The organism is Pseudomonas sp. MDT2-39-1 (genome assembly GCF_054898085.1).
On record NZ_CM142716.1, the window covers coordinates 6288102 to 6303418 of the forward strand.

Consider the following 15317-nt stretch of genomic DNA (forward strand, 5'->3'; position numbering starts at 1 on the left):
AAGTGAAATTATCGACACAGTGCATGACAACGTTCTTGCAAGAACGTCTGCAACACCTTGATTCGGTCCGAGACCTGCACCCGGTGCGGGCACAGCAAATTGAACGGCAGGTTTTCGCCTTGCCAGTCATCGCACAGCGTCACCAGCCGTCCGGCCTGAACATCGTCAGCGAAAAGGAGCGAAAAGTGGACGTACCTATCTACCGGTCATCACCCTTAATCTCTATCCGCCTCAAACACTGTCCAAGCGCATGACCATTCGTCGCCACTGTCAGATCTGACAGTAGCCGCCTTTCTCAATCCGCTATCTCATAGCTCCAGCCACCTCCCAACGTGCCGGAGCCTCAGCCATGACCACCGCCCAATCCCCCGAGAACACCGTCCTTGTGCTGGATCGCCCCCGCGTGCAGGGCGCCACCCAACCGGTTATCGGCGCAGATATCGGCATCTCGCTGGTGATTTATGACCTGGTCATCGATGGCTTAGGCGCGACCGTTCAGGTGGATCCGGCGCTGTCGGGCACGGTCGATCCCGGCGATGTCATGGAGTTGTGGCTGGAGGGCGAGACCACGTTCCTCGATAACCAAATCATTACCGATGTGAACGCGATCACGACCTTGCGCATCCCCAAGGGCCGCCTGCATCCCGACCGCTTCAACGTGCTTTTTTACATCATCAAGCGCGGCAGTCAGAACATCGGCACTTCCGAGCCACTGATCCTGCTCTACAACAAGATCCGCCCCGGCCTGAAAGACACCCGCCCCGATATCGACGGGCATTCCGAGCTGGTGGTGTTGCTGCCCGACGCGATCAAGAACGGCGTCGGCGCCGACTTTGTCAGCGCGCAGGTGTGCGTGTCCTACCCGTACTGCCGGGCCTACGACACGATCACGTTGAAATGCAACGGCGAAATCATGACCTACAAGGTCGGCGCAGATGAGGCGCCGCAGCCGCCGAATCCGGGTTCGGCGGACCCGATCACCGTGTGTTTTACCGTCACCCGGGCCTACCTGGAAAGTGCCATCAGACTGGGCGGCAAGCTGGATTTTTCCTACACCGTCACCGACCAGCTCGGCAACACGCCAGACACCGATGCGGTGTGGTCGGCGTCGCAAACTGTGGATGAAGACCTGGCTGGCACCCAGTTGCCGGCCGCGTTGCTACGCGAGCAACTGAACGATCCCGGTGATGACTTGAGCGTCATTGACCTGGAGAAACTGCGTGGGAATCCGTTGCTGCTGATCATCCTGACCACCGATGCGCGCTTTCAGGTGGGTTACACCGTCAACGCCCTCTACACCGCCACCTTGAACGGACAGCCTGATGTGATCGTGAGGGTGTCGGGGACGGTCGAGGCGGACGAGTTCGGGCAGAAAAAGATCGTTGTGCTGGAGGTGCCCAACGACAAGGTCGAGGCCGGCTACACGGTGACGGTGACGTATGAGCTGTTCGACGGCACGACCTTGGTGGGCCGCTCTAGAACAGCGACGGCGCTGGTGGTCGGGGAGGCGACGATTGAACTGGAACGGCCGAGCATTCAGCAGGCGCCGAACAACACCAGCCTCGATCCGCTGGCAGCCCAGCAAGCCCTGACGGCGATCATTCCCACAGAGGGTTTGTTGCCCACCGATCTGCTCAGCGTGACCTGGACCGGCGCACCCGGCACCCCGGCCGAAGGCAGCCACACCACTGTGCCACGGCCGATCATTGAAATCGGGTTCAGCATCGCCTTACCGACGTGGCTGATCCCGTTCAGTCTGGGCAAACCCATCACGGTGATCTTCACCATCACCCGTGGAAGTGCGTCAGCGCAACCCTCCAAGCCGTTGACGCTGAACGTGTTGCCGCTGGTGCTGGGGGATGCCTACAGCCCCAAACTCAAACAAGCGGCCAACAACGGTGAAGGTCCCGAGTTGCACCTCAAGGACCTCACCGCCGCAGGGTTGATGTGGTTCAGCGACTGGCCGTTTATTGCGTTGGGGCAGTATGTGTGGCTGACATTGAGCGGGACCAAGGCCAATGGGGATTCTTATCATCAGGTGATTTGGGCGGCGCCTTTTGCGTTTACCAATCAGGGGTGGATTGATAACGGTTTTTTTGAAGCGCTGGCGCCTTATGCCGAGTTGATGGAGCTCAAGGACGGTTCGACGCTGACAGTCGAGTTCAAGGCGGCGCTGGGTCGCAGTCAGGACGAAGCGCAGGCGCTGGCATTCCCGATCAGAACCTACACCGTCAAGGCCCTGATCGAAGTGAGGCCAGAAATCACCTCGGTTAAAGACCCGCAAAGTGTTGAGATACCCAATGGCGAGACCACTATTCACACCAGTGTGACGCTCAGTGGGACCGCCAGCGCGGGTCAGAAAGTCGAGATCTTTGATGGCCCGACTCCCAAAGGCATCGCAGATGTGGGAAGCAACGGCATCTGGACGCATTTGCAGACCGGACTGTCGGTGGCGTCCCACAGCTTCACCGCCAAAGCGTTATATGGCAGTGGCCTGGTTTCCACCCCGCCACGGACTTTGACGGTTGCGACGGAGGTAAGACCGGAGATCACCTCAGTTAAAGACCCGCAAAGTGTTGAGATTCCCAATGGCGAGACCACCCTTCACACCAGTGTGACGCTCAGCGGGACCGCCACGAAAGATCAGAAAGTCGAGATCTTTGATGGCCCGACTACCAAAGGCATCGCAGATGTGGGAAGCAACGGCATCTGGACGCATTCGCTGACCGGACTGTCGGTGGCGTCCCACAGCTTCACCGCCAAAGCGTTATATGGCAGTGGCCAGGTTTCCACCCCGCCACGGACTTTGACGGTTGCGACGGAGGTAAGACCGGAGATCACCTCAGTTAAAGACCCGCAAAGTGTTGAGATTCCCAATGGTGACATCACCCTTCACACCAACGTGACGCTCAGCGGGACCGCCAGCAAAGGTCAGAAAGTCGAGATCTTTGATGGCCCGACTACCAAAGGCATCGCAGATGTGGGAAGCAACGGCATCTGGACGCATTCGGTGACCGGACTGTCGGTGGCGCCGCACAGCTTCACCGCCAAAGCGTTGTATGGCAGTGGCCAGGTCTCCACCCCGCCGCGGACTTTGACGGTTGCGTCGGAGGTGAGGCCAGAAATCACCTCAGTTAAAGACCCGCAAAATATTGAGATACCCAATGGCGAGACCACTATTCACGCCAGTGTGACGCTCAGCGGGACCGCGAGCGCGGGTCAGAAAGTCGAGATCTTTGATGGCTCGACTCCCAAAGGCATCGCGAATGTGGGAAGCAACGGCATCTGGACGCATTCGGTGACCGGACTGTCGGTGGCGTCCCATAGCTTCACCGCCAAAGCGTTGTATGGCAGTGGCCAGGTTTCCACCCCGCCACGGACTTTGACGGTTGCGTCGGAGGTGAGGCCAGAAATCACCTCAGTTAAAGACCCGCAAAATATTGAGATACCCAATGGCGAGACCACTATTCACACCAGTGTGACGCTCAGCGGGACCGCGAGCGCGGGTCAGAAAGTCGAGATCTTTGATGGCTCGACTCCCAAAGGCATCGCGAATGTGGGAAGCAACGGTATCTGGACGCATTCGGTGACCGGACTGTCGGTGGCGTCGCACAGCTTCACCGCCAAAGCGTTGTATGGCAGTGGTCAGGTCTCCACCCCGCCACGGACTTTGACGGTTACGAGGGAACTGTTTCTGGATCCGACCCCAATGGTTCTCAACGGTTTCAACATTTCGATCGCAGGCTCCGGGCTCGATTGGGTCCTCACCGGAAATGACCCCGCCGGCACCGCCGACACCCGCGTCCCAACCGGTGGCACCCCGCCCTTCACCTACCGGTCCTCCCATCCCAACATCGCATCAGTCGATAGTAATGGTCGGGTACGTAGCGAAGGGAATGGCACCGCCACCATAACAGTGTCCGATAAAAGCAATCCGCCTCAAACCAAATCATTCACAGCGAGCAGCACCAATGTCATCCGTGCCCTTCGTAGCCCAACACCCCTCAGATACCCCGCCTCTCGAAATTGGATCAACAGCGTAGGCGGTACACCTCTCTTCGTCCCGAACGACCCGCGGATTGCACTCATCAGAATCAAATTCCGGGACCCCACCGGAGGAAGTTATCAGACCGGAGAATCGTCATACGCGTACCCAACCGATCAAGACCTCTTTTTGACGAGCGATCGAGGAAATTACTGGTACATCGCACACAGCGGCGCCACTTCAAACCCAGCCATAAGTATCCCCCTTAAATGACAACCTAGCGAGGAGTTGATACGAAAAAACGTTCACCCACCTCAGCCACTTCCCCGTCAGGGGAAGTGGCTGAGGCTTGCTCCTAAAGCAGGCGTTTTTTCGATGTTTATAGCCTAGCACACGAGGCTATTGGGCGGGATAATGCCGACCCAGGAAGGTAAAGCCCCGTTCGATGGGCCCGATGTAGGTTTTGTCGAGATGCTGGTGCAACTCAAGCGCCTCAAACAGCTGATTGACCACGCGCACAGCCTGACGCAGCTTATGGCGCGTCGGCGTCAGTACCCGCACATCATCCATATAGCGCAAATAGAACACGTCCGGCCGGGTCAAGGCCACATCCAAACGGTACAAGTAGAAGCCGCCCAGCAGCGGGCTGAGTGAGCACGCCAGCGGAATACCTCGGGTATGCTCCCATAAAACCCCCGCGCTCAGTGGTACGTGACAGAAACTGAGCCAGTCAATGGAGCAAGTGTGGATCGCGCACCGGCTCAGCCAAATCGGCCATCAGGCGCTGATGCGACATCGAGGCGTAGTAAGACTTAACGTCGGTTCTGAAGACAAAACGGTGCTCGGTGAGCGCAGCTTGAATACTCTCGTGAGCGGCCTTGACGCCGGTTCTCTGCAGGCTTTGTGTTTTCAGATGAAAGCAGCGTGGGGAGCGAGGTAAGTGTTGGGACAAGACCAGCGCCAGACACTTCAACACCAGGGCATCGCGCGCCGACCATAGATCGATGTCGTTGCCATTGGCCGATGTAATGCGGCTCAGCAGGGCGAACCGGTAGGTCCCGGTAAGCAGTTCGGTTCGGAGTCGATGAGACTCAGCCGGCCAGTCTCTTCTGAATGACCAGATATCCGCCGCGTCCGTATTGACGGCGGCGGTGACATGACCAGTCAAAAGCCGCGGTCAGTACGTCGTGGTCCACGAGGTCATGAATGGATGGGGCTGTCATTTTTTATGTTGAAGCAGCTGTGGAGTGGTTGACGGTCCTGATCCGGAGCTCAGGTCAGAAGCAAAAGAGGATGGCCACGCTGTTCATTAGGCTGATCCTATCCAGTCAATCCTAGATAAAGCGGATCGCTTTATTATCGAACGCCACGAGTGATTACTCCTGTCCAGATGGACATGAGATGTCGTGTCGGCCTTAAGCTAAGAGTGAGAGTAGCGCACATCGGAAAGGCACTGCGCTCAGGCCGTAGTTAAGGGGACAGATTTGAATGGCACTTACTTAACATGTTTTGCGTGCCCGTTTTTCCTGACATCTGCCCTTGCTGACCGACGTGGTTTGGTCAGCAAGGGGTAGGCTTGAGGTCTTCGTTTTATGGCCCGCGGCTCGATACGACCAGGCCGATTCCCGACGCGTCTCTGAGCAATCAACATCAATAAATTCGACAGGCCATTCTCATCTTCAGGGCTGCCATATTGTCGCAGCGCCAGCCATAGCTGAAGGCTGTGTTTGAAGCTCAGTTCGCGAGGTAAACAGTCAGCTAATAGCGCTGATTGTGCCATGAGCATTCGGATCAGATTGTGTGCCAACAGATAGACCCATAGCTCCTTGACTGCCATGCCTGGGGTTTTGCAGCTTAACTTTCCAAGTCCCAGCGTAGCTTTGAGATTTCGCAAATCCAGCTCGACATGCCATCGCCCCTTGTACAGCGATTTGAGGGCGGTTTTGGGTGTCTGCTTCGGGCAATGCAACGTGGTCACCAACGTCTTTCCGCCAGCCTTCAGCTCTCGCACTGTCAGTCTTTCAGGCGCCTGTTCGTAATGCGCCTGACTCATCCAGGGCGGCCTTCTTTCGGGTTTTTTCAATTCGATCAAATGATCTTCCGAACCGAGACTTTGACCCAGGCGAAAGTCCGTACTGCGCCGTCGAGCGCCATATTGTTCGAATACGCCATCGACACCTCTTCGTTGCAACTCGCACAAGAGGAAATAGGTCGCGTAGTAAGCATCGCCCAACAAAATGTCGCCTGTTTTCAACGTGTCGAGCATTGATCTGAGCAGCGTCTGTTCATCGCCGCCCTTGCCTCGGAAACGTCCAAGGGCGGCATCTAAAACGGCGCCGCTGGAAAGACAAACGATGCCAACCACGCGACACAGGGGAAAACCCAGACCGACTTTCTGACCGCGTGACTGCGGATAGGCTCCTTGATTGGCCGCAGTGTCGGGCATGCTGACCGTCGTACCGTCCACCAAGCGTACAGGCCGTCCCATCCAGCGCCACGATGAGGGGGCGTTATCACTTATCGAAGCACCAGTGTGCCTGACTAGCGTGGAAACCATTTCCACAGGCAGGCGCTTTCTGGCTTTGCAGTAGGCGCCCGTGCGAGTGCTGTTGGGCTTCATGCCGCCACAAGACCGTTTAATGGACAAATCGTTGACGGCGTTCTGGCAGGAACGGTCGGCACTCATCGCTTGAGCCAGAAACATAGACAGCGTTTCAGTCGGCGGAAACAGGCGCTCCCGATATTCTGGTAGTGCAGACTCGACTCGCTGCAACAGTTCAGGAGCAGTGAGCAGATTGAAAAACGCATAGGCATCACAGTTCGAAGCGTGTCGATGAAAACGTTGCTGTTGATGCTGGAGAATTTCACGTCTACGATTCATTGGGGCTGTGTCCTTGGTTTATCGGGGTGTGTTCGCAACTATCACCGTAGACCAAGACCAGCCCTTCTTCATTTTTTGCTTTCAGCTCAATTGGTTAGCTGCTAAGTAAGTGCCATTCGGGACAGATTTATTTGTTCGTCAGTCCAGTCCCGAAATAACCTTATATTTGTTTCACCCCCAACGCCCGGTGCATCGCATCGGGCGTTTCGCCGTGCCGTAAAGCGACGCACCTATTGGTCGTCAGACTTTATCTCTACCCGCCTCAAACACTGTCCAAACGCATGACCACTCGTCGCCACTGTCAGATCTGACAGTAGCCGCCTTTCTCAATCCGCTATCTCATAGCTCCAGCCACCTCCCAACGTGCCGGAACCTCAGCGATGACCACCGCCCAATCCCCCGAGAACACCGTCCTTGTGCTGGATCGCCCCCGCGTGCAGGGCGCCACCCAACCGGTTATCGGCGCAGATATCGGCATCTCGCTGGTGATTTATGACCTGGTCATCGATGGCTTAGGCGCGACCGTTCAGGTGGATCCGGCGCTGTCGGGCACGGTCGATCCCGGCGATGTCATGGAGTTGTGGCTGGAGGGCGAGACCACGTTCCTCGATAACCAAATCATCACCGATGTGAACGCGATCACGACCTTGCGCATCCCCAAGGGACGACTGCATCCCGACCGCTTCAACGTGCTTTTTTACATCATTAAACGCGGCAGTCAGAACATCGGCACTTCCGAGCCACTGATCCTGCTCTACAACAAGATCCGCCCCGGCCTGAAAGACACCCGCCCCGATATCGACGGGCATTCCGAGCTGGTGTTGCTGCTGCCCGACGCGATCAAGAACGGCGTCGGCGCCGACTTTGTCAGCGCGCAGGTGTGCTTGTCCTACCCGTACTGCCGGGCCTACGACACGATCACGTTGAAATGCAACGGCGAAATCATGACCTACAAGGTCGGCGCGGATGAGGCGCCGCAGCCGCCGAATCCGGGTTCGGCGGACCCGATCACCGTGTGTTTTACCGTGACCCGTGCCTACCTGGAAAGCGCGGTCAGACCGGGCGGCAAGCTGGATTTTTCCTACACCGTCACCGACCAGCTCGGCAACACGCCAGACACCGATGCGGTGTGGTCGGCGTCGGAAACTGTGGATGAAGACCTGGCTGGCACCCAGTTGCCGGCGGCGTTGCTACGCGAGCAACTGAACGATCCCGGTGATGACTTGAGCGTCATTGACCTGGAGAAACTGCGTGGGAATCCGTTGCTGCTGATCATCCTGACCACCGATGCGCGCTTTCAGGTGGGTTACACCGTCAACGCCCTCTACATCGCGGCCTTGAGCGGACGGCCTGATGTGACCGTGAGGGTGTCCGGGACAGTCGAGGCCGACGAGTTCGGACAGAAAAAAATCTGTGTGCTGGAGGTGCCAAACGACAAGGTCGAGGCCGGGCGCACGGTGACGGTGACGTATGAGCTGTTCAACGGCACGACCTTGGTGGGCCGCTCTAAACCCGCGACGGCGCGGGTTGTCGGGCAGGCAACGATTACCCTGGACCCACCAGTCCCTGCCGCCAACCCCGTCGACCCACTCGCTTACCCACAAGGTGTGACGGTCCAAGTTGCCTTTGCGGCGTCGTTGCCTGGGGATCAGGCGCAATTGGTGGTGCTCAACCCGTTGCCGGGTTCTCCGGCGTTTCCAGCATTGCCGCTCGATCAGAACCATCAGGCCGTTTTTACTCTTGATGTTGCGTTTCTTGGGGCATGGCATGGAAAGGTGCCGCAGTTGTGTTGGGAGCTGATTCGGGGCGGAGTTGTGGTAGGCCGGTCCGGGTCGCTGTTGTTGAGTGTGAACCGAATTGCGGATGGCGATACGCGGTTGCCGATGCCGACAATCGATGGCGCGACAGCGGAGGGTGTCCTGAATGTCGCCGAGATGCAGAACACCGCTCAGTTGAGGGTGGCCGCGTGGTTGCTTCAGGTGTCCGGGCACTGTGTGTGGTTGCGCTATGACGGGTTCGACAAGACGGGGAGTCCAATTAGCCTGGTGGTCTGGGAAGGGGCGCCACATGCTTCCGCTTCGGGGCTGATCACGGCCGCGGCCAAGGCGTGGCTCCAAACCCTCGGCGACGGCTCGAAGGTGACCCTCACGTTTGGTGTGAACTTTGGCAAGGAGCCTGATCCGGTCATGATGGTGACGTTTCCGTTGCAGGGGTACACCGTCGAGGCACTGGTAGATCTGAAGCCGGAGATTACTTCGGTTACAGGTTTACCCAGCGGTGAGGAAATCCCCAATGGCGATACGACGACCGAAACCAGCATCACGCTGATCGGCACGGCCAGCAAAGGGCAGGAAGTGGAGATTTTCGATGGCCCTACGTCCAAAGGTCAGGCCACTGCTGACCCAGTGATGGGGGAATGGACACTTCCGATGAACGAGCTGAGCCTGGCAGTCCACCGCTTCATCGCCAAGGCACTGTACGGCTCGGGGCAGAGCTCTGCGGAGCGAACTTTGACCCTGGTCCCAGCGCTCGAGCTGGAACTGACCCCAATGGTCCTCGACGGCTTCAACATTTCCATCAAGGGCACAGGGCTTGATTGGACCCTCACCGGAAATGACCCCGCCGGCACCGCCGACACCCGCGTCCCAACCGGCGGCACGCCGCCATACACCTACAGGTCCTCCAACCCCAACATTGCATCAGTCGATAGCAATGGCCGGGTGCGCAGTGAAGGAAATGGTTCGGCCACGATCTACGTCACCGACCAACATCAAACCAAGGAATACCAGGTCACCACTTCCAACGTATATCGCTGCCTCTACTCTCCTGATCTTCGCGACTACCACGCATACATACAATGGGCGATGGCCTCACGCGCCATCGTCCCCCCAACATCCTCTCTCGACCCTACACGGAACCTTTATATTCAGAGCCTCCAAGCCAAATATAACCCCCCCACACAAGACCTCCCTGACACACGCTGCGAACTCGAGTATTACAACGGCGCAAGCTACAAAGCCCACTCCGTAAACTCCCGCCAAAATACATGGCATAGGTACACCTTCCACCACGTCGAACGGATCGGCTCACTCGCCTTCATTCCAAACAACGATTAGCTCCAGGGGTTAGTACGAAAAACGTTAATCCACCTCAACCACTACCCGCCAGAAGTTAAGGGGACAGATCTATTTACGCTGTCTGTCCTTAATGACTGATCTGAAATGGAGAATTAAACGGAGATGTTTAATCGACATCTCCAGACACTCTCTCAGGCTACACATCCTTGCGCCGTTGCCTACGACTGCGCCAGAATCCGCCGGCTTGTGCGCCTTAGGCCTGGGCTCTATCGTTTCCCCGTCGCTGAAGAACAGCGATCGGGTTTGGTAGCCCGGTTATCCGGCGCATAGCGCACCTAGTGGCAGGGGATTTTTATCGTCTTCTGTTTATATGGTGGCCATGCGTAGGGCGCCCTCGGGCGCGCCGGGTTGCCAGATAACCGGTCTACCAACCTTCGTATGGCCGCCACCCTTCGTCTGGTAGCGAGGGTGATGGCTCCACTTTCAATATCTGGAGTTTCATCTATGTTCAAACCAACACCAAACCCACCAGAAGCGGACGACGTTTCCCCGTACGAAACCGCCGATTCCAAAAAACTCAACGAAGCCGCCGAGCGAGCGCTCGATTTCCACTTCCCGTCGAACGCCGACATCAAAGCCACCCCGCGCACCCGCAGCACCCTGTTTTCCGTGGACCCGGATGCCACGACCGAGACCCTGGCGGTTTATCTGGTCGAGACGTTGGCCTCGGTCGATGTGATGGTTCATCAGTTGGTGGATCATTTGGAGGGGGAGTCGCGTTATGCGCTTTTGGGTATTTCCAACAGCATCATGGTGGCGGAGATTGCGGCGAACCGGGTGCTGGAAAACGTTGGTCCGCAGGGTTAGCGCAGATTTGTTAAGAGTGCGCTGACCTGTGGCGAGGGGGCTTGCCCCCGTTCGGCTGCGAAGCAGTCGTAAATCCTGTGTGCTGGGTTTGTCTGAATCACCGCGATCTCAGGGTTTGGGGTCGCTTCGCAACCCAACGGGGGTAAATCCCCTCGCCACAAAAGCCGGACTGACCACAATAGTTGTGTGTCTGCACATGCGAAATGAAAAACGGCCCGAAAGGGCCGTTTTTGTTGGTGATTACGCGTGGTGAAGTGAAGCCTTAAACCCGCAACGTCCGCGTCATGCGCAACGCCAGCAAGCTTCCGCAAACAATCACCCCCGCCAGCAGATACAGCGCTGCATCGGTCGAACCGGTGCTGTCCTTGACCCAACCCACCAGGTACGGGCTCAGGAAGCCCGCCATTTGCCCCATGGAGTTGATCAATGCCAATCCACCCGCCGCCGCGCCCGCACTCAACAGCGCCGTCGGCACTGGCCAAAACATCGGCAGGCCGGTGAGGGCGCCCATGGTGGCGATGGTCAAGCCGAGTATTGCAATGGCCGGCGTTGTCGCAAAGTTCACGGCGATCAGCAGACCGACCGCGCCCATCAGCATCGGCACTACCAAGTGCCAGCGGCGTTCTTTGCGCAGGTCTGCCGAGCGACCGACCATCAACATGAACAGCGCCGCCAGCAGGTAAGGAATGGCACTCAACCAACCGATCACCAGGTTATCGCTGAAGCCCAGGTTTTTGATGATCGACGGCAGCCAGAAGTTGATCGCGTAGACGCCGCTCTGGATGCAGAAGTAGATCAAACCGAACGCCCAGATCGCTGGGTTCTTGAACACGTCCAGCAGCGAGTCGGTGGTGGTTTTCGGTTTGTTGGCCAGGTCTTCAGCGTGGTCGGCTTCCAGCACCGAACGCTCGAAAGGGGTGAGCCACTTGGCATTGGCGTAACTGTCGCTCAGCAGGAAGTAGGCGAGGGCGCCGAGGATCACGGTCGGAATGCCTTGCAGCAGGAACATCCACTGCCAGCCCGCCAAACCGCCCTGGCCGGCAGCGAAGTGGTTGAGGATCCAGCCGGAAAACGGGCTGCCGAGCAGGCCGGACACCGGGATCGCCGACATGAACAGCGCCATGATGCGGCCACGGCGGAAGGTCGGGAACCACTGCGAGAGGTAGAGCACCACGCCCGGGAAGAACCCGGCTTCGGCCGCGCCGGTGAACAGGCGCAAGGTGTAGAACTCGGTCGGGGTGGTGACGAACAGCAGGCAGGTCGAGAGCGTGCCCCAGACGATCATCATCAGCGCAATCCAGCGCCGTGGGCCGAATTTGGTCAACGCCAGGTTGCTCGGCACGCCGCACAGCACGTAGCCGATAAAGAAGATCCCGGCCCCGAGGCCGTACACGGTTTCGCTGAATTTCAGTGCGTCGAGCATCTGCAGCTTGGCGAATCCAACGTTGACCCGGTCGAGGTAGTTGAACAGGTAGCAGATGAAAATGAAGGGGATCAAACGCAGCGTAATGCGTTTGTAGACGGCGTTTTTGTCGTCAACGATGGCCTGGGTAGCGGCGGCGCTCTGTGACATGGCGGGCTCTCTCTTTATTATGATTTTTTGCGATGCGCAGGGTAACGTTGATCGCCCAGAGAGTCTCGGCCACCCTCGGGGTGGCTGTCTTTGTGCCTGAGCACAGGGTTTGCAACCCAGCCCTGTGCGGGTGAACAACCACGACCCATCACGCTTCCAAGGATCCCGATATGTTCGAACTCGATCACGACCTGGCCCAGGACATCGTCGACCGGGCGATGGCCATCCTGCCGTACAACGTCAACGTCATGGACAGCCAGGGATTGATCCTCGGCAGCGGCGAGCCGGAGCGGATCAACACCCGCCATGAAGGCGCGCAATTGGTGCTGGCCAACGGGCGGGTGGTGGAAATCGACGCGCAAACCGCGATTCATCTGAAAGGCGTGCAGCCGGGGATCAACTTGCCGCTGTTGCTCGATCAGCGCTTGATCGGCGTGCTGGGGATTACCGGAGAGCCCGAGCAATTGCGCACCTATGCCGAGCTGGTGCGGATGACCGCCGAGATGCTGGTGGGCCAGCGCAATCAGCAGGCCGAGCAGCAATGGCGCCGGCAGCGTTGCGATGATCTGTTGGCGTTGCTGCTGAGCGAGGCGGGTGATTCGCCTCGCTTGCTGGACGAAGCGCAGCAGTTGGGCCTGAAACCGCAAATGACGCGGGTGCCTTATCTGTTCGAATTGGGTGGGGAGCACGGTCCCGGGCAGACGGTGGATGCGCTCAGTGCCTGGCTGACTTCGCGTTACCCGGACAGTTGGTGCGTGAGTTCGGCGAAGTCGTCGTTGCTGTGGTGCCGGCCGGCAAGTCAGGCGATCGAGAATGATCGGCTGCTGGAGAAGCTCGACGGTCTGGGCTGGAACATTTTGCGCATTGCCGTGGGCGGGCAGGCAGATGGGTTGTCTGGGTTGCGTCGTTGCTATCGACGGGTCGGCGACTTGCTGGCCTATGGGCGCGATGTGTTGCCGCGTTCGCGCTTGCTGACGCTCAACCGTTATCGGCTGCCAGTGATGCTGTGGCGTCACCGCAATGATGACGCGCTGGATGAGTTGCTCAAGCCACTGCGCAAAGTCATCGCCAAGGACGGCAACGGCCAACTGCTGGCGACCTTGCGCAGTTGGTGCGAACACGACGGGCAGAGCCAGGCGTGTGCCGATGCGTTGGGGATTCATCGCAACAGTTTGCGTTATCGGATGGAGCGGATTGCCGAGTTGAGTGGGGTTGATCCGTTGAAACTGGATGGCATGCTTGCGCTGTATCTTGGCGTTCAGCTTCTGCCGCAAACTGATTAGAGAGGTGGCGATTGTAAGGACGCCTTCGCGGGCAAGCCTCGCTCCTACAAGAGCGCCGCCCCCCCTGTAGGAGCGAGGCTTGCCCGCGAAGAGGCCAGCCCAATCACCATCAAACCCGGCTTTGTGGAAATGAACAATAAACGCCACACCCGCTTGTGCAGCGGACCGGCGTTATTGTTCGGGGCTGCTGGCAGCATGGAACGCATTGGAACTGGAGAATTCGCATGAAAATCGTCATCGCCCCCGATTCGTTCAAGGACAGCCTGAGTGCCCAAGGCGTGGCCGATGCCATTGCCCTGGGATTGGCGCAGGTCTGGCCCGATGCGCAACTGGTCAAATGCCCGATGGCCGACGGCGGCGAAGGCACGGTCGAGTCGATTCTGGCGGCGTGCGAAGGTGAGTTGCGCAAGACCCGTGTTCGCGGACCGCTCGGCGTGACCGTCGATGCCGCCTGGGGCTGGTTGCCGCAAAGCCACACCGCGATCATCGAAATGGCCGAAGCCAGCGGCCTGCAACGGGTACCGCCGGGGCAACGCGATGCGTGTGTCAGCAGCACGTTCGGCACCGGCGAGCTGATTCGTGCGGCGCTGGATGCCGGGGCGCAACGGGTGATTCTGGCCATTGGCGGCAGCGCTACCAACGACGGCGGCGCCGGGGCGATGCAGGCGCTGGGCGTGAAGTTGCTGGGCGCCCAAGGGCAAACGCTGGCGCCGGGCGGTTTGGCGTTGGCGCAATTGGCTCGGATCGATCTGAGTGAAATCGATCCGCGCCTGGCCAACGTACGCGTCGACATCGCGGCCGACGTCAACAATCCCCTGTGCGGTCCTCACGGTGCTTCAGCGATTTTCGGTCCGCAGAAAGGTGCATCGCCCGAGCAGGTTCAGCAGTTGGATGCTGCCCTTGGACACTTCGCCGGGCTGTGCGCACAGGCGCTGGGTAAAGACGTCAAGGAAGAACCGGGCAGCGGCGCGGCGGGTGGTCTGGGGTTTGCGGCCAAGGCGTTTCTTGGTGCGCAGTTTCAGGCGGGCGTGGAAGTCGTCGCCGAGTTGGTCGGGCTGGCTGACGCGGTAAAGGGCGCCGACTTGGTGATCACCGGTGAAGGGCGTTTCGACGCGCAGACCTTGCGCGGCAAGACGCCGTTTGGCGTGGCGCGTATCGCCCGAGAGCAGGGTGTGCCGGTGATTGTGATCGCGGGGACCTTGGGCGAGGGGTATCAGGATTTGTATGCGCATGGCATCGATGCGGCGTTTGCGTTAGCCAGTGGCCCGATGACCCTGGAACAGGCCTGTGCCGAGGCGCCGCGGTTGTTGCAAGACCGTGCCAGTGATATCGCACGGGTTTGGCGGATCGCTGCTCGCAAATCCTGAAGTTCAATCCATTCCTGTAGCAGCTGCCGAGCCTGCGAGACTGCGTTCGAGGACGAAGTCCTCGCCAATCCGATGTACGCAGTTTGCCTGAATGACCGCGTTGTCTGGTTTTACGACTGCTTCGCAGCCGAACGCAGCCTCGGCAGTTGCTACAGGGATTTGTGTTTCAGCATTGAAACACTTTCAACGCCGCAAAATATTTTTCTCAATTCCCCGCGAAAAACCTCATCCCCAGCCGATACACCCAATAGGCGCACACAAACCTATTACAACAGTGGCGCCCG

Annotated in this window: 9 protein-coding genes and 1 pseudogene; 5 read left to right on the forward strand and 5 right to left on the reverse strand. The window is 58.6% G+C overall.

The window, feature by feature from the left end; all coding sequences use genetic code 11:
* Positions 1-8: 8 nt before the first annotated feature.
* Positions 9-170 (reverse strand): annotated as a pseudogene (locus tag ACYZTM_RS29105) (LysR family transcriptional regulator); the annotation flags it as partial.
* A 179-nt stretch (positions 171-349) separates the two neighbouring features.
* Here ACYZTM_RS29105 and ACYZTM_RS29110 point away from each other — a divergent pair.
* On the forward strand, positions 350-4258 hold the full coding sequence (locus ACYZTM_RS29110) for a hypothetical protein (RefSeq protein ID WP_461986121.1): 3909 nt from the start codon (positions 350-352) through the stop codon (positions 4256-4258).
* Positions 4259-4384: 126 nt separating this feature from the next.
* Here ACYZTM_RS29110 and ACYZTM_RS29115 read toward each other — a convergent pair whose 3' ends face one another.
* The 3 genes from ACYZTM_RS29115 to ACYZTM_RS29125 all read right to left on the reverse strand — a co-directional run bounded on the left by ACYZTM_RS29115 (position 4385) and on the right by ACYZTM_RS29125 (position 6866).
* On the reverse strand, positions 4385-4756 hold the full coding sequence (locus tag ACYZTM_RS29115) for a reverse transcriptase domain-containing protein (RefSeq protein ID WP_461989252.1): 372 nt from the start codon (positions 4754-4756) through the stop codon (positions 4385-4387).
* On the reverse strand, positions 4716-5153 hold the full coding sequence (locus ACYZTM_RS29120; protein WP_461986123.1) for a hypothetical protein: 438 nt from the start codon (positions 5151-5153) through the stop codon (positions 4716-4718). The genes ACYZTM_RS29115 and ACYZTM_RS29120 overlap by 41 nt, the downstream gene beginning before the upstream one ends.
* Before the next feature lie 327 nt (positions 5154-5480).
* Positions 5481-6866 carry an IS4 family transposase gene (locus ACYZTM_RS29125; RefSeq protein WP_461986125.1) on the reverse strand — a complete coding sequence of 462 codons (1386 nt, stop codon included), beginning with the start codon at positions 6864-6866 and terminating at the stop codon, positions 5481-5483.
* Between the two features lie 380 nt (positions 6867-7246).
* Here ACYZTM_RS29125 and ACYZTM_RS29130 point away from each other — a divergent pair, with 380 nt between their 5' ends.
* Complete coding sequence (locus ACYZTM_RS29130; RefSeq protein ID WP_461986127.1) at positions 7247-9982, forward strand: Ig-like domain-containing protein; 2736 nt, start codon at positions 7247-7249, stop codon at positions 9980-9982.
* A 465-nt stretch (positions 9983-10447) separates the two neighbouring features.
* Positions 10448-10810 carry a DUF6124 family protein gene (locus ACYZTM_RS29135; RefSeq protein WP_131061884.1) on the forward strand — a complete coding sequence of 121 codons (363 nt, stop codon included), beginning with the start codon at positions 10448-10450 and terminating at the stop codon, positions 10808-10810.
* A gap of 262 nt (positions 10811-11072) precedes the next feature.
* Here the strand turns inward: ACYZTM_RS29135 and ACYZTM_RS29140 are convergent, their stop codons facing one another.
* Positions 11073-12383, reverse strand: a complete 1311-nt coding sequence (locus tag ACYZTM_RS29140; protein ID WP_131061883.1) for an MFS transporter — start codon at positions 12381-12383, stop codon at positions 11073-11075.
* 170 nt (positions 12384-12553) lie between these two features.
* On the opposite strand from ACYZTM_RS29140, the gene ACYZTM_RS29145 reads away from it, so the two are divergent.
* Both ACYZTM_RS29145 and ACYZTM_RS29150 read left to right on the forward strand, forming a co-directional pair.
* Positions 12554-13666, forward strand: coding sequence for a sugar diacid recognition domain-containing protein (locus ACYZTM_RS29145; RefSeq protein WP_461986130.1), 1113 nt, complete (start codon positions 12554-12556; stop codon positions 13664-13666).
* A 224-nt stretch (positions 13667-13890) separates the two neighbouring features.
* Complete coding sequence (locus ACYZTM_RS29150; RefSeq protein WP_461986132.1) at positions 13891-15033, forward strand: glycerate kinase; 1143 nt, start codon at positions 13891-13893, stop codon at positions 15031-15033.
* Positions 15034-15317: the final 284 nt, after the last annotated feature.

Excerpts from the sequence above, each read along its gene's own strand:
- ACYZTM_RS29140 (WP_131061883.1), bottom strand. The coding sequence starts at position 12,383 with ATGTCACAGAGCGCCGCCGCTACCCAGGCCATCGTTGACGACAAAAAC.
- ACYZTM_RS29110 (WP_461986121.1), top strand. The coding sequence starts at position 350 with ATGACCACCGCCCAATCCCCCGAGAACACCGTCCTTGTGCTGGATCGC.
- ACYZTM_RS29125 (WP_461986125.1), bottom strand. The coding sequence starts at position 6,866 with ATGAATCGTAGACGTGAAATTCTCCAGCATCAACAGCAACGTTTTCAT.
- ACYZTM_RS29135 (WP_131061884.1), top strand. The coding sequence starts at position 10,448 with ATGTTCAAACCAACACCAAACCCACCAGAAGCGGACGACGTTTCCCCG.
- ACYZTM_RS29145 (WP_461986130.1), top strand. The coding sequence starts at position 12,554 with ATGTTCGAACTCGATCACGACCTGGCCCAGGACATCGTCGACCGGGCG.
- ACYZTM_RS29130 (WP_461986127.1), top strand. The coding sequence starts at position 7,247 with ATGACCACCGCCCAATCCCCCGAGAACACCGTCCTTGTGCTGGATCGC.
- ACYZTM_RS29150 (WP_461986132.1), top strand. The coding sequence starts at position 13,891 with ATGAAAATCGTCATCGCCCCCGATTCGTTCAAGGACAGCCTGAGTGCC.